The following is a 22,305-nucleotide window of genomic DNA, read 5'->3' on the forward strand; positions in this document are numbered from 1 at the left end:
TTTTTGTGGGAAAAATTTAGTAATTTAGGATAGACTGCTGTTCATAACACAACATGCTGTTTTAAAATACAAATGCCATGGAAAAAGAAATCTGCACAATCAGCATTGCCAACAACTGGCTTGGTGATGAATACACATTCTATGAAGATCATAGAATAAAGAGAGTATACGACAATCACAGCCTTAGCGTCAACCGTACCGAGTGGCTGGAGCCTCACCAGATCAGTAAACAGAATAAGGATAAACTGGTCAAAAGCTGTCCTGAAGAGTTTAAGGAACAGATCATGCAGATCCTGGACTATCCTTAATGTAATATATGAGCAATGGGTAATGAGTAATGGATAATATTAAACTGTTGGTTTAAATAATTGCTTATTACCCATTACTTATTGCTTATTTTTTCTCAATAAAAGTACGAGATTCAGGAAGAGCAGAAGAAGGTCTAAAGTGACCCAGATTCCCAGCTTTGTATTTTCATAGTTATAGGCTTCCAGCTGCTTTTTTGCAGTTTCAGAAAGCTTTACACTTTGGTTGATATAATTCTGAACTTCTACAATCTGGTCTATATTTTTATTCGGGACTGCATGCTGGGAGAAATACACCATGTTTTTTTTCCCAAGATATCCTATAATCCAGTATTCATCGGATTTATCCATTTTGAGATATTCTATCCTGTAATATTCCGGACGAATTTTTCCGATATGCTTAGGCTCTAAATTCCCGTTTTTGGCAGTATCTACTTTGATGAGGTAAAAATCCAGTGTCTGGGGCAGTTTATTAACGACCTGAAGACCTACTGAATTGTCTACAAAACTTACCGCACTTTTTTTAATGAACCAATAGGTAAAGATGGATATAGAAAAAACAACCGTAAGGATCCGGAACAGTTTCGCCCATTTTGCTGCCTTTCCTGATTTTACTTTAAATAAAACCAAAGAAATAACACAAGCCCAGAAGATCACAAAAATGATAAATACCATACTGCAAAGATACTGATTTAAGATTTTTCAGAGGAAGGTTAATCCACATTCCATTCTTTATAGAACTGATCGAGGAATCCCAGCATATAATCGTGTCTTTCCCGGGCCAGCTCCTTCCCTTTCCGGGTATTCATCAGGTCTTTTAAAAGCAATAGTTTTTCATAAAAATGATTGATGGTGGTACCGTTGGATTTCTTGTATTCATCTTTGGACATATTCAGGCTTGGCTGAATTTCAGGATCGTACATCAGATTGTTCTTAAAGCCCCCGAAGTTGAACGTTCTTCCTATCCCAATAGCGCCAATCGCATCTATCCGGTCTGCATCCTGCACGATCTTAAGCTCAACGGGAAGTTCAACCGGCATTTCGCTTCTGTTTTTAAAAGAAATATTTTTAATGATAAACAATACCTTTTCTATTACCTCTTCCGGAACGTTCTGACTTTCCAGGAATTCTCCCGCTATTTTCGGAGCTATGGTTTCATCTCCGTTATGGAACTTAGGATCGGCAATATCGTGCAGCAAAGCCGAAAGTTCTACCACTTCCTGGTTGCAGTCTTCCGTTTCCGCTATTTTTTTTGACAATTTCCATACTCTTTCAATATGATACCAGTCGTGGCCTGCTTCAGCACCTTTTAATTTTTCTTTTACAAATTCTACGGTGTTTTCGATCGTACTTTTCATTTATCCGTCAGTTCGTTTAAAATAATGTTCCAGAGTTTCTTATTATAACTTCTAAAAAAATTGATGTGCCCGATTTCTTTTTTGTCGGATTCGGATGTTTTCACGAGCCTGTAGGAAGGCCTGAGGTTGGGATAAGTATCATTCAAAAGGCTTAATACTCCTTTTTCTGTCAGCCACAAATCATCTTCTGCCCGGATCACAAACACTTTCTGTGTCAATTTTTTAGAATAGTCATCAATTTTCTCCAACAGTCTGTTGGTTGATTTCCTGTTTAAAATTAAGGTTCTCCAGTCATATGCACAATTTTTTGGAAGACTTTCTCCCAATCCAAACCAATTTGCCGGGAAATAGCCTAATAACCTGGTGGTTAAAGGTTGAACAATTCCAAACCCGAGATAGGCTTCAACTTTGGTCCCCGGTTTTAAATTTCCGACAAATGCATTCTGGGTCCCTACGAAAATAAATTCATCAAACATGGTGGAATCTTCATTCATCCCAAGAATCAGTGCCCCAACCGAATGTCCCAGGCAGTATTTTTTATATTCCGGAAACTCTGTTTTGATATATTGGGTCAGAGTTTTATAATCTTCTGAACCCCAGATCCTCATAGAAGCTCTGAAGCCTTTCATTTTTTCCGGTTTTGAAAGCCCAATTCCCCTGTAATCATAGGTAATGACTGTAAATCCCTGTTCTGAAAAAAATTGGGCAAATGAAAAATAGACCTGCTGCTTTACCCCTGTTGCAGAATTAATCAGAAGCAGCTTGCCATTGCTTTTTTCAGGCCTGAAAAGGTGAACCGCCAGAGATACACGGTCTTTTGTAATAAGTTCCAGTTTTTCCATAGTGAAAAAGAAAAAATCCACTATAAAAGTGGAGATTTTACTTATCTTTTTATGTTAAGTTTGTAACTTTCGATATGTGGCAAATAGCTTTAGGAAAAGAAATCCGACATTCTCGGAAGTCCGGTCTGCGAACCTTTCCCTCCGGAAACTCTTGAAGAGACCTCATTGCCGAACTTTACGCAGTCTTCAATGGAGTTCCCGTGGCAGAGTGCAATAGCGAATCCTGAAGTAAAAGCATCCCCCATTCCCATTTTGTAAACGGTTTTATCTTTATCATTTCTGTAATACTTCATTTCCGTCCCGTCGAAATAGATCGTGGAATTAGTATCGTCCCTTACAAAAACCTTATTAAAATACTTTTTAAGGATCTCTTCTCTTTTTTCTTCTCCGAAAACCGTATGAAGCTCACTGCTTTTGGTAACGATAAAATCTACATTATCAATGATCTCTTCACTTATCCTCATTGCCGGTGAAGCGTAAAGACCTACTTTCTTACCATATTTCTTGGCTTTTCTTATAGTATATTCTACCACTTCCATCGCTACTTCAAGCTGAACGAGAATAAGATCCACACTCTGGAAATAACGGTCCGCATCTTCCACATGCTGTATATTAAGATGTTTGTTGGCTGCCGGAACTACTACAATCGCCGCGTTTCCGTTGCTGGTTGTCACGTATGCTGTTCCGGTAGACTCTGCATCCGTTTCATGGACAAAACCTACATTAACACCTTCCCCTACGAGGTTTCTCATGATCTGCTGACCAAGAGGATCCATCCCCACACATCCGATAAAATAAACGCTTGCCCCAAGTCTGGCCGCACCTACCGCCTGATTGGCCCCTTTACCGCCAAAATAGCTATCTGAATTAACGGCTAAAACCGTTTCATTGGAATGGGGAATTTTTTCAGTCTCTAAAACCAGATCGATTGAAGAGCTGCCTACAACAATAATTTTGGGTTGTTCTGATGAGAAGTTCATTGGTGTTTTATGTTAGTTTAATATAATATTCAGAAAACTAGGTTCCAAAAGTAACTAATTTAATTAACTTATTTCAATAAATTCTGTAATTATCTTCACAGGCTTGTGATTTTTGTCGTAACCGATATAACTGGCATAAAAACCTTCTCCATAACCTGTTTCAAAGGCGAAAATAGTTCCGGGATGTTCCTCTGACGGCTTCAGAAACGCGTACTGATCTATGGCTCCCTTTTCATCAAAAAAATATTCATGAAAAAATTCTTCATAGATCCCCATGAAATCTGCGCCTTTGCTATGGTATAGCTTTTTCTCAAGTTCATTAAGGCTGTTCTGGGTATCCACATCCATCAGGCATCCCATTCCACTTTCTACCGGATATCCAAAAACTTCTTCTTCCGCGAGGTCTTTCACATCCTGCCCTTCAGTGACAGCCATTTTCCATTCTTCAATGGCCTCGCTGCTGAAAATAACCTCTGCATAGGCTACACAGTTGCTTTCTCTTTCTTTATGCAGCAAAACAGAAAAATTCCCTTTCGGAAACTCTGTAGAAAACGGAAGCATATCATTCGTGATGAGAGGATCACAGGCTACCAGCTTTCCGCTTGAAAGATAGAGCTTCCCAACTTCAAAGCTTTCCAATAATGGGCTTTCCACGAAGTTTTTTGAGAATAGTTTTTTTATATTTTCCAGGTGTGTCATTTATTTTTTTGTTGTTTAAATTGTCGGGCAGAGCATAAACTTTCAGTTTATGCTCTGCCCGACACTCCGACAAACTTACTGTCTATCTTTTAAATTTACAAACTTTTCAGTTTCTCTTCCAAAATCGCAATTTTATCCTGAGCATCTTTTTGTTTCTGGCGTTCTACCTCTACAATTTCAGGTTTTGCATTGGCTACAAATTTCTCATTGGAAAGCTTTTTGTCAACAGAAATCAGGAATCCTTTTAAGTATTTTAATTCTTCTTCTGTTTTCTTTTTTCTTCTCCTAAATCCAGGTTTTCACTTAGAGGAATAGAAATTTCCGTTGCCCCAACAAGGAATGTAAAGCTCGGTTTATCTGTTTTTGTTCCAAAATGAATTTCAGAAACGTTTGCCAGTTTTTTAATGACAGATTCGTTTGGAAATTCTGATGCATTGGTATAGATCTCAGCAGCTTCTCTCGGAGAAATTCCCTTGGTCTGGCGATAATTTCTAACTCCGGAAATCACTTCTGACGCGGTCTCAAAGTTTTTAATGATATCTTCGTTAAATGTTCCTGCTTTTTTCTGCTGAGCAATAACCAAGGCTTCTTCAATTTTTCTTTCAGAGATCAATTGCCAGATTTCTTCTGACTGGAAAGGCATAAACGGATGAACCAACTTCATTAATTCTTCAAAAAGCTCAACTGTTTTATTATAGACTTCTTTAGAAATTCCTTCTCCGTAATTAGGTTTGATTGCTTCAAGGTACCAACCGCAAAAATCATCCCAAATCAGTTTATAAATTAAATGCAAAGCATCAGAAATTCTGAATTTTTCAAACTGATCATTGATCTCAATAATTGTTTTATTCAATTTATTTTCAAACCATTCGATCGCTTGATTTTCTGTTGAGTTGGCAGGTTTATCTTCATGATTCCAAAGATTGATCAATCTGAAGGCACTCCAGATCTTCGACATGAAATTTCTTCCCTGAAGCATTAAATCTTCATCAAAAAGAAGGTCATTTCCTGCTGCAGAGCTCAATAAAATCCCAACACGTACTCCGTCTGCACCGTATTTATCAATTAATTCAAGTGGATCGGGTGAGTTTCCTAAAGATTTTGACATCTTTCTTCTCTGCTTGTCTCTTACAATCCCGGTAAAATATACGTTTTTGAACGGAACTTCTTTTCTGTATTCCAGTCCGGCCATGATCATTCTGGCTACCCAGAAGAAAATAATATCCGGGCCTGTTACCAGATCAGAAGTCGGGTAATAATAGTTGATATCCTTATTTTCAGGATCAAGTAAACCGTCAAATACGGACATTGGCCACAACCATGAGGAGAACCAGGTATCAAGGGCATCTTCGTCCTGTTTCAGATCCGATGTTCCCAGATTAGGGTTTCCTGTTTTTTCCTTGGCTAATGTTAAAGCTTCTTCGATAGTTTCTGCAACTACAAAATCATTTTCCCCTTCTCCAAAATAGAATGCGGGGATCTGCTGCCCCCACCAAAGCTGGCGGGAAATATTCCAGTCACGGATGTTTTCCATCCAGTGTTTATAGGTATTCTTGAATTTTTCAGGATAAAATTTAACCTCATCATCCATTACCACATCCAAAGCAGGCTTAGCAATTTCAGACATTTTCAAGAACCACTGAACTGAAACTTTAGGTTCAATAACAGCCCCTGTTCTTTCCGAAGTTCCTACTTTATTAACGTAATCTTCTGCTTTTAACAAAAGATCATTTTCTTCCAGCTCTTTTGCAATCTGCTTTCTTACCTCAAACCTGTTTTTACCTGCATAATGTAAACCGTACTCATTCAGGTTTCCGTCATCATCCAGTGCATCAATCATTTTTAACTGATGTTTCTGACCGATTTCGTAGTCATTGATATCGTGAGCCGGCGTAATTTTCAAGGCACCTGTTCCGAATTCTATGTCTACATATTCGTCTTCGATAATTGGCACGACCCTGTTTACAATCGGTACAATTACATTCTTACCTTTAAGGTGGGCATATCTTTCATCATTAGGATTGATACACACTGCTGTATCCCCGAAAATAGTCTCAGGACGTGTAGTAGCTACGGAAAGGAATTCTTCCATACCTTCAATTTTATATTTAAGGAAATATAGTTTTCCGTTCTGCTCTTTGAATATTACCTCTTCATCGGAAATATTGGTCTTGGCTTCCGGATCCCAGTTGACCATTCTGTATCCTCTGTAGATTAATCCTTTATTGTACAGATCTACAAAGCTTTTGATTACCTGCTGCGAAAGCTTTTCCTCCATTGTGAAGCGGGTTCTGTCCCAGTCACATGAACAACCAAGTTTTTTCAGCTGCTCAAGAATAGTTCCTCCATATTTATCGGTCCATTCCCAGGCATGCTTTAAAAATTCTTCACGGGTAATATCTGATTTACTGACCCCTTCAGACTTCAGTTTAGCAACTACTTTGGCTTCAGTGGCAATTGAAGCGTGATCTGTGCCTGGAATCCAGCAGGCATTGAAGCCCTGCATTCTTGCACGGCGGACGAGAACATCTTGAATGGTATTGTTCAGCATATGTCCCATGTGTAATATCCCCGTTACGTTTGGCGGAGGAATTACCACAGTATATGGCGGTTTGTCATTAGGTTCCGAATGGAAGTATTTGTTCTCCATCCAGAAGTTGTACCATTTCTGTTCAGTTTCCTGTGGATTGTACTTTTCTGAAATCTGCATAAATTCTATTTCTTTTGCTTACAATTTGCAAAAATAGTCTAAAGAAAAAAATTTTAAGTATGAATTAAAATAATTTTTAACTTTGTTTCTCAAAATTTATCTAACAAACATATTAACATTCAAGAATATGAAAAAATTAATTGCAGGAATTGCATTATTTGGAACATTTGCACTGGCATCTGCACAAACCATTACGTTTGACAAAACGACTTTTGACTATGGTACTATTAAACCAAGTGCTGATGGTACAAGATTCTTTACTGTAACGAATACAGGTGACAAGCCTTTGATCCTTTCTAACGTAAAGCCTTCTTGTGGATGTACAACTCCTGAATTCAGCCAGGACCCGATCATGCCAGGAAAGTCTGCTAAAATTAAAGTAGGATACAACACTGCTATTAACGGACCTTTCAATAAAATGATCGAAGTTTTCTCTAATGACCCAGCTAACAGCAGAAGCGTAATTTACATCAAAGGTAATGTAGACGCTAACGCTCCTGAGCCTAAGCCATTAACCGCTGAAGAGCAGAAAGCAGCAGCAAAAGCTGAGAAGAAAGCCGCTAAACTTGCTAAAAAAGCAGCAGCAAAGTAATCTCTACTAAAAAATAAAAAAACCGTCTTCAATGAAGACGGTTTTTTTATTACATTTATATTGGGTTAGATAGTAGATGTCAGATGCTAGATGTCAGATGCTAGATGTTAGATACTATACGTCGAAATTTGGAATTTAGGTAAAATCTTTAATCTTTAATCTTTAATCTTTAATCTTTAATCTTTAATCTTTAATCTTTAATCTTTAATCTTTAATCTTTAATCTTTAATCTTTAATTAAATAAAAACACATGGACACCAACTTTTCAGATGACTTCCTGATTAAAGGAAAATTTTCAATAAAAAAACTTCAACAGAATATAAAGGAAAACTCACAAAAGAGGAAGGCGAACAGCTTTTAATTGCAGAAAAAGAAAAACTGCGTGAATTACAGGAAAAACTATATGCCGATGGGAGCCAGTCCCTTCTTGTCATTCTTCAGGCAATGGATGCAGCGGGAAAAGACAGCCTGATAGAGCATGTATTCGGAGGGGTAAATCCTCAGGGCTGTAATGTCACCAGTTTTAAAGCTCCAAGCACGAAGGAATATTCCCACGATTTCCTGTGGAGACATTACCTGGCTCTTCCCCAAAAAGGAATGATCGGAATCTTCAACCGCTCCCATTATGAAAGCGTACTGGTATGCAAGGTTCACCCTGAATACAACCTGAGTGAGAAAACATGGTCTTCTGTAAAGGATTTTGATGCAAAATTCTGGGAAAACAGGTATGAGAGTATCCGGAATTTCGAAAAACATCTTTCACAGAATGGAACTACTGTGGTTAAAATATTTTTAAATGTTTCCAAAGACGAGCAGAAGAAAAGACTTTTGGACAGGATCAACGAACAGGAGAAGAACTGGAAATTTTCTGCAGGAGATCTTCCTGAAAGAGCTCTTTTCCTGGAATATATGGACGCTTATGAAACCGCCATCAATGAAACAGCAAAAGATTATGCCCCGTGGTATGTACTTCCTGCAGACAATAAATGGTTCGCAAGAGTAGCCGCTATACAGATCATTATTGATACTCTGGAAAAGATGAACCTGAAGTATCCTCAACTTGGAGAAAAGGAGAAAAAAGAGCTTGCAGAAGCTAAAAAAACCCTTGAAAGTGAATAATACATAAGTGTAAATTATTACCTCGTAGCTAAATAGGATAAAATAAATTTAACATAGAAGACACTAAAAAGTGAATAAAATGTTGTTCATATTAGTTTTTTTCATAAATTTATCAAAAATTAATTTTTAACCCCTAATCATTAAACTTTAGCTATGAAAAAACATTTATTATTATCAGCAATTGCTGTAATAAGTATTATCTCGTGTAATAATGAGGGCGCAGCTGTAAATACTGTACAAAGCATGAAGACTCCTCAAATGGAAAACTTCGACAAAGCTTTCAAAAGTCTCGGCGACCCACAAAACAGACCTACTGAAGAAGAAAAGAAAAGAAATACTTCTGAATTAAGTGACAGAAGGAAAGCCCTCCTTGTGCCCGCATCTAAAGAACTTATTATTTCCTCAGGCGTTACAGAAGCCGAATTAATGAGAAAGACAGGCGGTGATATGAGCCAGATTATTGTATGGGCTACCAATATCTACATGCAGAAAAGTGATGAGATCCGTAAAAACTTAAAATCTGAGAAATAATCATGAAAAAGTTTTTACTGCTGCTCGGCTTATGCTTTATTTCTTCTGCATATGCCCAGGGTGGAATGCTGATCATTCAGAATTTCACCACCAATTACGACTTTCATGGAATAATTTATGCCAATAATTTTGCAGGAGGGTGCTACCCTTACGTTACTTCCAAAGTTCCTTATCCTGTAGTGGTACCGGCGGGTGCTACGGCAAAATACGAAAACTACAGAGACCAGTACACATCTTCCCCATTCCCGGTTTCTTCGTGGGAAGTTACACTCGCCTCAGGTTCTGCAGCTACAACAAGACCATGGAACCATTCCAGCCTGGTGCCCGGCGGTGTTATTTCCAATAATACAAGATGGTCTATGTCTAAATTCCAGATGTACCATGCCGGAACTTCTATCCCGGAAACTTTCTTCAACGGAGATATCGGAGATGCTGCCAATCCGTGCATCAGTGCTCCTGATTATATAGATTCATCACCTTACGGAAACTCCAAGTGGTTCACCATCACTTCAGGCGGAACAGTCTATACCTATCTTGTCATCCAATAAACCATTCACCTTATATTACTATGAAAAGAACAGCATTACTTTTATCAGCCCTGGCAGGAGTACTTTCCTTTGCCCAAAATTCTCCTCTGATTATACAAAACTACAGTGCCTATGATGCCGTCGGCAGGCTCCGTACCGGCACACCGGGAGTACCCGGCCCTTATATGTTTGCAGCTCCTAACTTCCCTTACGGAACTTACACTGTTCCTGCGGGAGCTATGACACAATATAATACATTCAGCACATCAGGTACAGCTTCTCTTCCTATTACGACATGGTACGTTACAGATCCTGTCAATCCTGCCAATAGCGGAACATACCCATACAATGATCCTTTTATTGCATCGGTAATGGACCCTTCCAATATTTGGGGCGGATTCCATTTCTGGCTGACAGATCCATCCTTGGGAACAGACACGTATGAGCTTGGGAATCCAGCTGTATATTCAGGATTTACCACTTCAGGAACGGGAGCTTTTTCGAGCGCAGACTGGTTTACCATAACCACACCTAGCGGCCCGACCACTTACCTGCAGATCTTTTAAAAAGAGGCAGCTGTTCTGCAGCTGTCTTTTTACATTATTGTTACAGTGAGCAACCGTTTTTTGCTCTCTGGGGATTTTCTGTGCCTAAATTCAAACCTATTTTAATCTTATTCTAAATATAATTAATCATGAAAAAAATTCTTTTATCGGCCATGGTAGCCGTAATTACATTAACATCGTGCAATAACGAAAACACTGCCGTCAATACGGTGGAAAGTATGAAAACCCCGCAGATGGAAAACTTTGACAAAGCTTTTAAAAGTCTTGGTGATCCGCAGAACAGACCTACTGAAGAGGAAAGAAAAAGAAATACGTCTGAGCTGAGCGACAGAAGAAAGGCTCTTCTGGTTCCGGCTTCCAAAGAACTGATCCTTTCTACAGGGGTTACAGAAGCTGAACTGACCAGAAAAACCAGCGGTGATATGAGCCAGATCATTGTCTGGGCTACCCAGATCTATATGCAGAAAAGCGATGAAATCCGTAAAAATATTAAATCTGATCAATAGTTTATGAAAAAGCTTTTAACAGTTATTGGACTGGCATTTCTATCATCTGCCTATGCACAGGGAGGACCTCTTGTCATTAATAACTATACATTTTATGATTTCCACACAAGAGTTACTGCGGCTAATTTGTCCACACCGGGATGCTATTTCTATGTGGCTTTAGACAATCCTGAACTTGTAATCTCCGGTGGTAATTCTGTCAGCTACAACAGTTATAATATTCCGGGTACGACCTGGAAAGTATCTACATCATCTACGGGAGCAACCCTGAGACCCGGAAGCCATCCAAGCCTTGTTTTGGGAGGGGCAATTTCCAACAATACCAAATGGGTAATGTCACAGTTTCAGTTTTACCAGACAGGAAACCCTTTATCTTCAGGTGCTGTGGGAGATGTGTCTTATACATGTAATCCTGTCCCTAATGTTTTTATTGCCCCTGAGGCACAGGTAGAATGGTTTACGATTACTTCCGGCACAACTACATCTACCTATATCCAGATATATTAATCAGTTTATCCAATTAAAATCCTATTCCTATGAGAAAACATTTTTTACTGGCAGCTTTTGCCTTATTCATGCTAACCTCATGCAATAATGAAGGCTCGGCCGTCAATACGGTGGAAAGCATGAAAACCCCGCAGATGGAAAACTTTGACAAAGCTTTTAAAAGTCTTGGTGATCCACAGAACAGACCTACCGAAGAGGAAAGAAAAAGAAATACTTCGGAACTGAGTGACAGAAGAAAGGCTCTTCTGGTTCCGGCTTCCAAAGAACTGATCCTTTCTACAGGGGTTACAGAAGCTGAGCTGACCAGAAAAACAGGCGGCGACATGAGCCAGATTATTGTCTGGGCTACCCAGATCTATATGCAGAAAAGCGATGAGATCAGAAAAAATATTAAATCCGATAAATAAAACTAACCATTAAAATTTATTAAAGTATGAAAAAATTAACTTTTATTCTAGGGATACTGACAGGAATAGGTATTTCTGCACAATCATCCTTAATGGTGATCAATAATTACAGCGCTTATGATGCTGAAGGCAGGTTTATGACGGTAGGCTCGGCCGGCATGGGATCGTCTCAACCTTATATGTACGCCCTTCCGAATCCTCCTTACTCCGTATATACTATTCCTGCAGGAGGGTATACGAAATACGAAAAATTCGATAACACAGGCGGTTCGAACCCTATTCCCATACCCGGATGGTATTATATTGATCCTTTAAACAGCTCCAACACCGGTAATTATCCGTACAATCATCCTATCATCACAGCAGTTACTCCTGTTGATGAGTGGATGGGCTTCGCTTTCAGGCTTACAGATACTACGGGATATACGTATGATACTTTTGAGGTAGGGGATCCTATTCTTTCCAACGGTTTCTTAAGCTCAAGCCAGACAGGGCCCAACACCACTGTTTCCGCAGACTGGTTTACGATCACAACACCGGGCGGACTGGTTACCTATTTCCAAATCTATTAATCCCTACACCATCAAAAGTTTAACATAATTAAAAATCTAACATTTAAGCACTTATGAAAAAACTATTCTTATCATCGGCCTTTGCCCTATTGACTCTGGCATCATGTAATAATGAAGGCACTGCCGTCAATACGGTGGAAACTATGAAAACCCCGCAGATGGAAAACTTCGACAAAGCTTTTAAAAGTCTTGGTGATCCCCAGAACAGACCTACCGAAGAGGAAAGAAAGAGAAATACTTCCGAACTGAGCGACAGAAGAAAAGCTCTTCTTGTTCCTGCATCCAAAGAATTAATCCTTTCCACCGGTGTTACGGAAGCTGAATTAATGAGAAAAACAGGCGGTGACATGAGCCGGATCATTGTGTGGGCCACCCAGATCTATATGCAGAAAAGTGATGAGATCCGTAAAAACATTAAATCTTAAAAATAACCATCATGAAAAAAGTATTAACATTACTGGGATTAGCGATCTTTTCTTTCGGTTTCTCACAAGGAGGAACTCTGATTGTGAACAATTACAGTATATACGAGTACCGCGGAGCATTAATTGCCAATAATTTTTCAGGAGGATGTTATCCTATTATCGGGACCAACAGCGGAGTCGTGATCCCTCCTGACTCTCATACAGGCAATGGCAATGCATTAATATATCCTAATTATAGAGATCAGTTCACCACTTCCCTGTATCCCATGCCTAACTGGACGGTTAACCTGGCTGCCACCAGCACCAGCGTAAGGCCATGGAACCACGCAAGTCTTATGCCCGGGGGTGCATTATCTTTTAATACAAAGTGGTCTGCCTCAAAATTTGAAATGTATGATCCGGCAACGTCCGCTTATGTTCCGGGATTTAGTACGACCGTGGCGGTTGCAGGGAACTCATGCTACATTGCACCAGATTATTTCGTAACCACAAGCGGAATGAACAGCGCAGAAATATTTACGATTACTACCGGTACTGGTTTAGTAGAAACTTACTTACAGATTTATTAAAACACCATCAAATTAAAATTTAACTATGAAAAGATATTTTTCCCGGCTGTATTTGCCGTTTTAAGTTTTGTGTCATGCTCTAATGAAGGTACTGCCGTCAATACGGTGGAAACTATGAAAACTCCACAGATGGAAAACTTCGACAAAGCTTTTAAAAGTCTTGGTGATCCGCAGAACAGACCTACCGAAGAGGAAAGAAAAAGAAATACTTCGGAACTGAGCGACAGAAGAAAAGCTCTTCTTGTTCCTGCATCTAAAGAATTAATCCTCTCCACAGGTGTTACGGAAGCTGAATTAATGAGAAAAACAGGCGGTGACATGAGCCAGATTATTGTTTGGGCTACCCAGATCTATATGCAGAAAAGCGATGAAATCCGTAAAAACATTAAATCTTAAAAATAACCATCATGAAAAAAGTATTAACATTACTGGGATTAGCGGTCTTTTCTTTCGGTTTCTCACAAGGAGGAACGCTTGTTGTAAATAACTATTCTCCATATGATTTTAAAGGATTCATTGTAGCTAATAATTTTGCCGGAGGGTGTTATCCTTATATCAGCTCCAACAATCCGGACATGGTAACAGTGCCCGCCAATTCTCATACAGGTAATGGCAATGCATTGATATACACCAATTACAGGGACCAATACACTTCTTCTTTGTACCCGATGACGGAATGGCACGTCAGCACATCATCTGCACCCGGTATAGTAAGATTATGGAACCATCCGGCCATCATGCCTGGCGGAGTCCTTTCAAACAATACAAAATGGGCCACTACCAAATTTGTAATGTACTATCCTGGAACAACCACTCTGGCTCCTGATAACTTTAACGGTGCCCTCACTCTTGCCGGCAACATAAACTGCTACAATGCCTCTGACAATATGACGACCTCAACAGGTAGCAATAGTGCAGAAATATTCACGCTGAGCAGCGGAGGAACTGTTTTCACGTACATCCAACTCTACTAAAATAATTTAATTATGAAAAAGATCTTAATGATATTGGGAACTGCAGTGGCTTCTTTTGCTTATTCACAGGGAACCATTATTGTGAACAACTATTCGAAATTTGATTTTTACGGATTTTTAATAGCTACCAATTCCACCTCCGGTTGTTATCCCCGTGTAGGAAATGACGGTGCAATTGTGGTTCCTGCTGAATCTCATATGGGAAACGGGCTTGAGCTTGTGTACAAGGATTATATGGGCCAATTCTCTTCTTCCCTGTATCCTACAGCTAACTGGGTAGTGACATTAAATCCTACTTCATCTTCAATCATGGCGTGGAATGATGTGAATCTTTCACCGGGCGGAACCATTGCAACCACCACAAAATGGTATGCCACGAAGTTTGATATGATGGACGCAGGAACAACAAATTCAAACACAGAAAATTTCCGGGCCAATATGAATATTGCCAACGCTTGCAATACCGGTATCAATGACTATTTCGTTACCCCTTCAGGAAACAACAGTGCGGAAATGTTTACCATCTCCGGTATTACCTACCTGCAGCTTTATTAATCTTAAATCATTTTAATACTACAAGCATGAAAAAAATAGTAACCATCCTTTCACTCGCATTGTTTTCATCAGCATTCTCCCAGAGCAGCCTGATGATTGTCAATAATTATTCTACCACTTATGATTTTCGGGGAAACATCAGTGCTCACAATTTCGCAGGAGGATGCTATCCGTATGTAACATCCAGTACACCCGCAACGATTACTGTTCCTGCCAATTCACATACAGGTAACGGACAGGAGCTTGCCTATAAAAATTTCAGAGACCAGTTTACCGGCTCATTGTATCCTACTACCAACTGGACAGTACAGCTGAATCCCACCACAACCCAGGTACGCGCCTGGAACCATGTAAGTATAGCACCCGGAGGAGTTATTGCTTCGAATGTAAAATGGGCTTCTTCACAGTTCCAGATGTATTTTGCAGGAACTTCAACGCCGGAACCGGCTTTCAGCGGGCTGATCGGAGAAACTCCTGATCCCTGTACAGGAGCTACAGGCTATATTTCAACGCCTTACGGGGACGCAGAGTGGTTCAATATTACTACGGGCAATGTAGATTATTCTTATTTACAAATTTATTAATCAAAAAAATCAAACCTAAATTCTAATTAATTATGAAAAAGCTTTTTTATCGGCAGCTTTTGCCGCTTTAACTCTGGTTTCATGTAACAATGAAGGAACTGCTGTCAATACTGTGGAAACTATGAAGACTCCACAAATGGAAAACTTCGACAAAGCATTTAAAAGTCTTGGTGATCCCCAAAACAGACCTACAGAAGAGGAAAGAAAGAGAAATACTTCCGAACTGAGTGACAGAAGAAAAGCACTTCTTGTTCCTGCATCCAAAGAATTAATCCTTTCCACAGGCGTTACGGAAGCTGAATTAATGAGAAAAACAGGCGGTGACATGAGCCAGATTATTGTTTGGGCTACCCAGATCTATATGCAGAAAAGTGACGAAATCCGTAAGAACATCAAATCTGATAAATAGGCTATGAAAAAAATCCTGTCAATATTAAGTATTGCAGCCTCCGTAGCTGCCTATGCACAAGGAACCCTTATTATCAACAATTATACGATTTATGATTACAGGGGAGATGTAATCGCACACAACTTGTTTGCCCCATGCTATCCTAGAGTGGTCAACAATACTCCTATCATAGTGCCTGCCAATTCCAATACGGGAACCGGAACCCAGCTCCAATATGATAACTTCAGAGATCAGTATACATCTTCGTTGTATCCGATGGCTGCATGGAGTGTTGCAACCTCTCCCAACACCACCAATGTAAGACCGTGGGACCACCCGGCTTTAGTTCCCGGAGGTACGTTTTCAAACAATACGAGATGGGGCATGTCTAAATTCGGAATGGTCTATGCCGGAACCAATAATAATGTTGTTGGTTTTAATGCCGATATAGCTATAGCGGGAAATCCATGTTATACTTATCCTGATTTTTTTACGACTCCAAGCGGAACTAACAGCGCAGAAATGTTTACCATTACCAGTGGGAGCAATGTAACCACATATCTTCAGCTTTATTAATCAAAATTCAACTTAAATTCTAATTAATTATGAAAAAACTTTTTTATCGGCAGCTTTTGCCGCTTTAACTCTGGTTTCATGTAACAATGAAGGAACCGCTGTCAATACCGTGGAAACTATGAAAACTCCACAAATGGAAAACTTCGACAAAGCTTTTAAAAGTCTTGGTGATTCGCAAAACAGACCTACCGAAGAGGAAAGAAAAAGAAATACTTCGGAACTAAGCGACAGAAGAAAGGCTCTTCTTGTTCCTGCATCCAAAGAATTAATCCTTTCCACAGGCGTTACGGAAGCTGAATTAATGAGAAAAACAGGTGGTGACATGAGCCAGATTATTGTTTGGGCTACCCAGGTCTATATGCAGAAAAGTGATGAGATCCGTAAAAACATTAAATCCGACAAATAATGAAAAAACTATTAACCATTTTAGGAATCACTGCAGCATCACTAGCATATTCCCAGGGAATGTTTATGCTCAATAATTATTCCCCTCACGATTATTATGGAAATCTCATGGCCATTAATTTCAGCGGCTGTATTCCGGCTGTCATCAACAATGACCCTGCTACAATTATTGTTCCTGCCAACTCACACATGGGAAATGGACTTGCCTGGAAGATCGATAATTACAGAGACCAGTTCGTCAGTTCCCTGTACCCTATTAATACCTGGCTTGTAACCCTTAGCTCATCGTCTTCAACCGTTAGAACATGGAACCATCCCAGCCTTATGCCCGGCGGTGTAATTGCCAGCAATACCAAGTGGGTAACTTCTAAGTTCTCCATGTATTATGCAGGAACCGGTAATCAAGTGCCGGGATTCAACACGAATCTGGGAGATGCTACCCCGAATACATGTGTCACCAGTGTGGATTATTTCTCCACTCCGTATGGCTCCGCAGAATGGTTTACCATTACAACAGGTACTGATACAACAACTTATCTACAAATTTATCCATGAAAAAAACAGCAGCTTTATTATTGGGTTTAGCAGGAATACTTTCTTCAGCCCAGACCTCTTCTTTTGTATTTAATAACTACAATGCCTATGATGCAGTAGGAAGACTGATGACCTGCAGCCCGACCCCGGGACTGATTAAATATATGTATGCCTCCCCAAACGGAACATTCGGGACCTACACGATGCCGGCAGGAATTTCTTCATCTTACGACTCTTTCGGGACTACCGGCCTGGCACCATTCCCTATGAACATGATGCAATGGAATGTGACCGATCCTACCAATACAAACAACAACGCATCATATCCTTACAATCATAATTTTATAACATCTACGATGTCAGCTATTAATGAATGGGCATCCTTCCATTTTGTGCTTCGTGACAGCGCAGGAAATGCCATTGATTCCTTTCTCGTAGGAGACCCTGCTGTTGCGATCAATGCGGGTGTAACGGCAAACGCCTATCAGATAGGAGCCAGCAGCGGGATAGAAGCAGAATGGTTTACCATTACCACATCCACTGGAAAGGTGACCTATTTCAGTATTTATCCATAGACAGAAAAAAGCGGAGACAAGTCTCCGCTTTTTTATTTTAAAAATACAACAAAAAAGAAAAAGGAGGAAAAATGGAGCAAAGTGGCTACGGTAGCGGGTTTTATTAAAATTGTTCTTTAAGCTTTCATGCAGAATAATGCATTAGAATGAAGCTACTGTGCAAAAGATAGGTTACTAAATCATTACCTGTTTTGAATTTAAGCTAAAACCGCTTTAGTAATACAGCACTCATCTGCGCTACCTTTCATACACAACTGTAACTCAACAGATTATAACTTAAAACATTAAAATCCTAGAGTTATGGAAACAACAAAAAGAAGCACTTTTAAGCTGCTATTTTATCTCAAAAAAAATGCTCCTAAGAAAAACGGGATGGTAACTGTTATGGCCAGAATTACCATCAATGGAGAAATCGCTCAATTTAGTACGAAGCTTGACATAAGCCCCGAAAACTGGGACTTAAAGTATGGAAGGGTAAGCGGTAAAAGTAAAGAAGCACTGACCCTTAATCAGAAGCTCGGACAAGTACGGCTGCGTACTGAAGAATGTTATACTGCTTTACTTGGTAAGCAAGGCAGGGTAAAAGCTGAAGAGCTAAAAAATATAGTGCTGGGCAATAACATCAACGACCCCTCTATCGTTGCATTTTTTACACAGTTCAACAAGAACTTTAAAAAAATGGTGGACAACGGAACCCGGTCGGCTTCTACTTATGATAAATATGGCACGCTGCTTAAACATTTGCAAGACTATATTGCCACTAAACACAAAAAAGGAGATATTCCATTTAGTGATATGACACCAGAGTTCATCCAGGACTTTGATTTCTACCTCAGGGGTGATGTTGGTTTAAAACACAACAGCATTTGGGTGTATATGATAGGGCTGACTACAGTCACCAAGCTGGCGATCAAACGCAAGCTGCTCAATCATAATCCTTTCGATGAATATGAAAACAGCTGTAAAGAAACAAACCGGGGATACCTACTTAAAAAGGAGGTAGAACAACTAATAGCTCACCAGCCATCCAATGAAAGGCTGGAACTGGTAAAAGACCTTTTTCTTTTCAGTTGTTTTACAGGGTTATGCTATATAGATATTAAACGGCTGACCAAAAGTAACATCCAGGATTTCTTTGATGGTAAAAGCTGGATAATCACCCGTAGGAAAAAAACGGTGACTACTTCCAATGTACCCTTGCTCGATATACCCAAACTGATCATAGAAAAATATGAGGGTGTCTCAAAAGATGACCGGATCTTTCCTATGTCCTGTAATACGTCATGCAACAAGAACCTGAGAAAGTTATTCGGTGAAATAGAATCCTTAAAGAACCGGTATTTTACTTTTCACAGCGCCCGTCATACATTTGCTACCCTCTTACTTACCGAAGGTGTTCCACTGGAAACTTTAGGCAAAATGATGGGACATAAAATACTTTCCACTACTCAGATCTATGCTAAAATCATCAATGAAAAAATAGGTAAAGACATGGAGAAGGCGGCTGATAAAATAAAGGGCATGACGCAATTTTACCAAAGCGCTTAACAAACCTCACTGCCCAACAAGAGGCCGTCTCAAAGTATTTGAGGCGGTTTTTTCATTTTCGCAGGAGCGAGTCGGTCGTTTTCAGGTTTTTATGTTGCTAGTTGGAGCCCTGTTTCTGTCAATACTTTTTCCATTCCTCTGATCATAACGCTCTAACGCCTTTGTTGTGTTTGCTAGTATCAAAAACAGCTTCTATATCGGCTGGACAATTCCCCGCCTCAATAATGTTCTATTCTAAGGCTACTGTACTCGTTACAGATATAGACATATACCAGCGCCCTGAGCAGCATACGCGGATTATTGTAACTGGTGGTACCGCGACCTTTATACTGGCTGCTAAATACCATCAATATTCAAATGATCGATTATAATATTGATGATCCATACCGCGTGTGTCTTTTCTACCAACTTTTTCAGGTCCGCAGGCGGTAGCATGGTCTGCTGCTGATTGTATATTTTAAAGATGACGTCTGATTTACCCATGCATTATTAAACGACAACGCAACAACAACTACAAGACTCAGCAGTTTATTTTTATCTATATCTGTGAACAACCACAAAAAAGAGGTGTCCTTTTGAGCCGCCCTCTCTATCTTTACATAATCATAATTACGGAACAGTATAACTACGCATACATAAAACCTTGTGACCTGAAGAGCATAGAGTGCTGTAACCAACTCCTTTTTCTACTAAAACTAAATTGAACATGAAATCCTTGATCACTTTTGTTGCGGCACTTCTCTTTGCACTCTGCTCACTTGCACAAACCAATTCAGCCAACTGGAATACGTTCCTGGCAAAACTTTCCGATCTCTCAACGCAGTATAATACCCATTACACGGCTAAAGAATACCAAAAAGCTGAATGGGTGCTGAAAGAAGTAATTTCGAATTTGGATAAATTACAACTATCGCCGACGGAACAGAAGAAAGTCGAGTCCAATATCAGAATGATAAAAGCAAATTCTTTTTATAACCTCGCCTGTGTACAATCATTACTGGGGCAGAAAAAGCTGGCAATTGCTAGTTTTGAAAACGCGATCAATTTTGGTTATACCGAATACCAGCATGTCAAAAAGGATACTGATCTCGACAACATCCGCAAAGAGAAAAAATTCATATTACTGTTCGGGCAATTAAAACAATACGACAAGCTGCTATTGCTTCAGCAGTCAGGCAGCTACCATACCGAGTACAAAGACTCATTGCCTGCATTTTACTACCAGTCCGCAGATCAATCCAACCTCAAAGAAATACGACGGTACTTCAACCTTGATTCCATTTCAGGTAATGGCGACGAAGTATCAAGACTCATTAATGTGATGCTCTTTGTAACCCGAGAAATCGCCTACGACGGCACCAATTGGGCACTATGTGAGTTTGATGCCATAGATTTTTACAACTACCATAAGACAACCGGAAGGGGTATTAATTGCCGCCATAAGGCTATGACTCTTAATGAAATGTACCTGGCGTTGGGTTTTAAATCGCGCTACGTGACTTGTATGCCCAAAGATGACAAGGATACTGACTGTCATGTTATCAATTGTGTTTATTCCGAAACACTGAATAAATGGCTTTGGATGGATGCGTCCCACGGTATTTATGTGATGGACGAACATGACAGTATCCTGAGTATAGAAGAGGTGAGAGACCGCCTGAAAAACAACAGTCCACTGAAGTTGAACAAAGAAACACAAGTAACCAAAGACTGGTACCTCGACTACTATATGGCCAAAAACCTTTATTGGATACAATGTACCAACCAGAGCCGGTTCAATAACGAAAGCAGGTACCGGCCGCTGGACAAAGAGTTGCAATTCGTCTCCCTTGTGCCGTCGGGATTTGATGAAACGCAAAACCATTACTTGAAGGGCAACACAATTACACACGATCCCGCTTATTTCTGGAAACTGCCACTTAAGAAAAATTAAAACATTTATGTTGATTTTCTATTGAGTGCTATCTCTGTCTCCTGTAAGGCTTGCAAGTAGAACGGCCCAATTGTAGGATGCAAAAAAGTTATTCAGCTGCTATCTGAAATTTAAACTAAAATGCTGAAAGCGCGATAAAGGTTGTCCATACAGACAACCCCTATTAACAGCACGATCAGCGACTGTTCATAACAAAGTAAGGCCTGATCACACAGGCTGCTGTCCATAGCCAGCTCATGCTGTGTATGAGACAGCTTTTTTATATATACTCTTAGGCTTATTTAAGCCAAATTATACAACTGTTGGCAATTATCCACCCAGGGCTTGTAATCCAGTATAAGTTTACGATTATCAAAACCCGTGAACAATGGAAATAGTGTTTTTTGAAAAGGTCCAATTTATTGCCTTCACCACAGCGCTGGCAGAGGTATCAGTATTAACCAAAGAACTGGTTCGGCCTTATGAATACCTTGGAAGACCTGTAAAATGGCTGGATGCGCAGGAAGTCTGTATCCTGCTTAATATAAGTAAACGTAGCCTCCAATCTTATAAAGACCGTGGCTTACTTGCTGCCAGTTGTATCAACAGGAAGAATTATTTTAAATACGAAGATGTTGCAGTACTTCTCCAATCCAAACCCAAAATGCATGAAAGAATTAAAAGAAAATAACGATGAAGGGCAGGCATACTTAGATACGCTAAACCAAATAAAAAAAGAACTCTTATTTATCAGGGAACACTACCGCCCGGTATTCAATGGTGAAATCTTTTTATCAGGTCCAGAGGTTTGCTCGCGACTGCATATCAGCAAGCGCACACTTCAACAGTACAGGGATGATCGGCTATTGCCTTATATTCAAATAGAAGGCAAAATACTATTTAAAGAATCAGATATCCTGAAACTGCTGAAAAGCAACTACAAAAGAAAATAAAAAATATTTTTCAAAATTTATATATATGTTTAATTTTGATCTTGGTGTTTTTCATAGGTTATTTAACAGCCGGAGTTTCCACTCTG

Annotated in this window: 31 protein-coding genes and 1 pseudogene; 25 read left to right on the plus strand and 7 right to left on the minus strand. The window is 39.7% G+C overall.

Annotation, left to right across the window (positions count from 1 at the left end):
* Positions 1-77: 77 nt before the first annotated feature.
* Positions 78-308, plus strand: coding sequence for a hypothetical protein (locus tag N4G44_RS15935; RefSeq protein ID WP_260542888.1), 231 nt, complete (start codon positions 78-80; stop codon positions 306-308).
* A gap of 78 nt (positions 309-386) precedes the next feature.
* On the opposite strand, the gene N4G44_RS15940 is transcribed toward N4G44_RS15935, so the two are convergent.
* The 6 genes and pseudogenes from N4G44_RS15940 to N4G44_RS15965 form a co-directional block, all read right to left on the minus strand.
* On the minus strand, positions 387-980 hold the full coding sequence (locus N4G44_RS15940; RefSeq protein WP_474928261.1) for a hypothetical protein: 594 nt from the start codon (positions 978-980) through the stop codon (positions 387-389).
* A gap of 38 nt (positions 981-1,018) precedes the next feature.
* The gene (locus tag N4G44_RS15945) at positions 1,019-1,663 is read right to left on the minus strand and encodes an HD domain-containing protein (protein WP_474928262.1); all 645 of its coding nucleotides are present in this window, start codon (positions 1,661-1,663) and stop codon (positions 1,019-1,021) included.
* The gene (locus N4G44_RS15950) at positions 1,660-2,505 is read right to left on the minus strand and encodes an alpha/beta hydrolase family protein (RefSeq protein WP_474928263.1); all 846 of its coding nucleotides are present in this window, start codon (positions 2,503-2,505) and stop codon (positions 1,660-1,662) included. Before N4G44_RS15950 ends, N4G44_RS15945 begins: the two co-directional genes overlap by 4 nt.
* A gap of 89 nt (positions 2,506-2,594) precedes the next feature.
* Positions 2,595-3,485 (minus strand): ribokinase, encoded by an 891-nt coding sequence (locus N4G44_RS15955; RefSeq protein ID WP_474928264.1) that lies wholly within the window; start codon positions 3,483-3,485, stop codon positions 2,595-2,597.
* A gap of 63 nt (positions 3,486-3,548) precedes the next feature.
* Entirely contained in the window at positions 3,549-4,184 is a 636-nt protein-coding gene (locus N4G44_RS15960; RefSeq protein ID WP_474928265.1) for a DUF4241 domain-containing protein, read from the minus strand.
* A gap of 95 nt (positions 4,185-4,279) precedes the next feature.
* A pseudogene (locus N4G44_RS15965) lies at positions 4,280-6,894 on the minus strand (valine--tRNA ligase).
* A 127-nt stretch (positions 6,895-7,021) separates the two neighbouring features.
* Here N4G44_RS15965 and N4G44_RS15970 point away from each other — a divergent pair.
* The 21 genes from N4G44_RS15970 (at position 7,022) to N4G44_RS16070 (ending at position 19,354) form a co-directional block, all read left to right on the plus strand.
* On the plus strand, positions 7,022-7,486 hold the full coding sequence (locus N4G44_RS15970; RefSeq protein WP_040997965.1) for a DUF1573 domain-containing protein: 465 nt from the start codon (positions 7,022-7,024) through the stop codon (positions 7,484-7,486).
* Positions 7,487-7,846: 360 nt separating this feature from the next.
* Entirely contained in the window at positions 7,847-8,605 is a 759-nt protein-coding gene (locus N4G44_RS15975) for a PPK2 family polyphosphate kinase (RefSeq protein ID WP_474928355.1), read from the plus strand.
* A 153-nt stretch (positions 8,606-8,758) separates the two neighbouring features.
* A complete protein-coding gene (locus N4G44_RS15980) occupies positions 8,759-9,136 on the plus strand; it encodes a hypothetical protein (RefSeq protein WP_474928266.1) in 378 nt (125 codons plus the stop codon).
* Positions 9,137-9,138: 2 nt separating this feature from the next.
* Positions 9,139-9,684: a hypothetical protein gene (locus N4G44_RS15985; protein WP_474928267.1), complete on the plus strand. Its 546-nt coding sequence runs from the start codon at positions 9,139-9,141 to the stop codon at positions 9,682-9,684.
* 20 nt (positions 9,685-9,704) lie between these two features.
* On the plus strand, positions 9,705-10,229 hold the full coding sequence (locus tag N4G44_RS15990) for a hypothetical protein (protein ID WP_474928268.1): 525 nt from the start codon (positions 9,705-9,707) through the stop codon (positions 10,227-10,229).
* 128 nt (positions 10,230-10,357) lie between these two features.
* Positions 10,358-10,735, plus strand: coding sequence for a hypothetical protein (locus N4G44_RS15995; protein ID WP_474928269.1), 378 nt, complete (start codon positions 10,358-10,360; stop codon positions 10,733-10,735).
* Between the two features lie 3 nt (positions 10,736-10,738).
* Complete coding sequence (locus N4G44_RS16000) at positions 10,739-11,242, plus strand: hypothetical protein (protein WP_474928270.1); 504 nt, start codon at positions 10,739-10,741, stop codon at positions 11,240-11,242.
* A 29-nt stretch (positions 11,243-11,271) separates the two neighbouring features.
* A complete protein-coding gene (locus N4G44_RS16005) occupies positions 11,272-11,649 on the plus strand; it encodes a hypothetical protein (protein ID WP_474928271.1) in 378 nt (125 codons plus the stop codon).
* A gap of 26 nt (positions 11,650-11,675) precedes the next feature.
* A complete protein-coding gene (locus N4G44_RS16010) occupies positions 11,676-12,221 on the plus strand; it encodes a hypothetical protein (protein WP_474928272.1) in 546 nt (181 codons plus the stop codon).
* A gap of 53 nt (positions 12,222-12,274) precedes the next feature.
* The gene (locus N4G44_RS16015; protein WP_474928273.1) at positions 12,275-12,646 is read left to right on the plus strand and encodes a hypothetical protein; all 372 of its coding nucleotides are present in this window, start codon (positions 12,275-12,277) and stop codon (positions 12,644-12,646) included.
* 11 nt (positions 12,647-12,657) lie between these two features.
* Entirely contained in the window at positions 12,658-13,215 is a 558-nt protein-coding gene (locus N4G44_RS16020) for a hypothetical protein (protein WP_474928274.1), read from the plus strand.
* Between the two features lie 114 nt (positions 13,216-13,329).
* The gene (locus N4G44_RS16025) at positions 13,330-13,611 is read left to right on the plus strand and encodes a hypothetical protein (RefSeq protein WP_474928275.1); all 282 of its coding nucleotides are present in this window, start codon (positions 13,330-13,332) and stop codon (positions 13,609-13,611) included.
* Between the two features lie 11 nt (positions 13,612-13,622).
* On the plus strand, positions 13,623-14,189 hold the full coding sequence (locus N4G44_RS16030; RefSeq protein WP_474928276.1) for a hypothetical protein: 567 nt from the start codon (positions 13,623-13,625) through the stop codon (positions 14,187-14,189).
* A gap of 12 nt (positions 14,190-14,201) precedes the next feature.
* Entirely contained in the window at positions 14,202-14,744 is a 543-nt protein-coding gene (locus tag N4G44_RS16035; protein ID WP_474928277.1) for a hypothetical protein, read from the plus strand.
* A gap of 26 nt (positions 14,745-14,770) precedes the next feature.
* On the plus strand, positions 14,771-15,328 hold the full coding sequence (locus N4G44_RS16040) for a hypothetical protein (RefSeq protein WP_474928278.1): 558 nt from the start codon (positions 14,771-14,773) through the stop codon (positions 15,326-15,328).
* Positions 15,329-15,449: 121 nt separating this feature from the next.
* Positions 15,450-15,737 carry a hypothetical protein gene (locus N4G44_RS16045; protein ID WP_474928279.1) on the plus strand — a complete coding sequence of 96 codons (288 nt, stop codon included), beginning with the start codon at positions 15,450-15,452 and terminating at the stop codon, positions 15,735-15,737.
* A gap of 3 nt (positions 15,738-15,740) precedes the next feature.
* Positions 15,741-16,292: a hypothetical protein gene (locus N4G44_RS16050; protein ID WP_474928280.1), complete on the plus strand. Its 552-nt coding sequence runs from the start codon at positions 15,741-15,743 to the stop codon at positions 16,290-16,292.
* A gap of 118 nt (positions 16,293-16,410) precedes the next feature.
* Positions 16,411-16,698, plus strand: a complete 288-nt coding sequence (locus tag N4G44_RS16055; RefSeq protein WP_474928281.1) for a hypothetical protein — start codon at positions 16,411-16,413, stop codon at positions 16,696-16,698.
* The gene (locus N4G44_RS16060; protein WP_474928282.1) at positions 16,698-17,252 is read left to right on the plus strand and encodes a hypothetical protein; all 555 of its coding nucleotides are present in this window, start codon (positions 16,698-16,700) and stop codon (positions 17,250-17,252) included. The genes N4G44_RS16055 and N4G44_RS16060 overlap by 1 nt, the downstream gene beginning before the upstream one ends.
* Positions 17,249-17,806 carry a hypothetical protein gene (locus N4G44_RS16065; RefSeq protein WP_474928283.1) on the plus strand — a complete coding sequence of 186 codons (558 nt, stop codon included), beginning with the start codon at positions 17,249-17,251 and terminating at the stop codon, positions 17,804-17,806. Before N4G44_RS16060 ends, N4G44_RS16065 begins: the two co-directional genes overlap by 4 nt.
* A 300-nt stretch (positions 17,807-18,106) precedes the next feature.
* Positions 18,107-19,354: a site-specific integrase gene (locus tag N4G44_RS16070; protein WP_474928284.1), complete on the plus strand. Its 1,248-nt coding sequence runs from the start codon at positions 18,107-18,109 to the stop codon at positions 19,352-19,354.
* Positions 19,355-19,690: 336 nt separating this feature from the next.
* Here the strand turns inward: N4G44_RS16070 and N4G44_RS16075 are convergent, their stop codons facing one another.
* Entirely contained in the window at positions 19,691-19,837 is a 147-nt protein-coding gene (locus tag N4G44_RS16075) for a hypothetical protein (protein ID WP_474928285.1), read from the minus strand.
* A 223-nt stretch (positions 19,838-20,060) separates the two neighbouring features.
* On the opposite strand from N4G44_RS16075, the gene N4G44_RS16080 reads away from it, so the two are divergent.
* The 3 genes from N4G44_RS16080 (at position 20,061) to N4G44_RS16090 (ending at position 22,219) form a co-directional block, all read left to right on the plus strand.
* Positions 20,061-21,287 carry a TPR end-of-group domain-containing protein gene (locus tag N4G44_RS16080; RefSeq protein ID WP_474925094.1) on the plus strand — a complete coding sequence of 409 codons (1,227 nt, stop codon included), beginning with the start codon at positions 20,061-20,063 and terminating at the stop codon, positions 21,285-21,287.
* Between the two features lie 367 nt (positions 21,288-21,654).
* Complete coding sequence (locus N4G44_RS16085) at positions 21,655-21,957, plus strand: helix-turn-helix domain-containing protein (RefSeq protein ID WP_474925097.1); 303 nt, start codon at positions 21,655-21,657, stop codon at positions 21,955-21,957.
* A complete protein-coding gene (locus N4G44_RS16090; protein WP_474925099.1) occupies positions 21,935-22,219 on the plus strand; it encodes a helix-turn-helix domain-containing protein in 285 nt (94 codons plus the stop codon). Before N4G44_RS16085 ends, N4G44_RS16090 begins: the two co-directional genes overlap by 23 nt.
* Positions 22,220-22,305: the final 86 nt, after the last annotated feature.

The sequence above is a fragment of the Chryseobacterium sp. GTID13 genome (genome assembly GCF_056172655.1).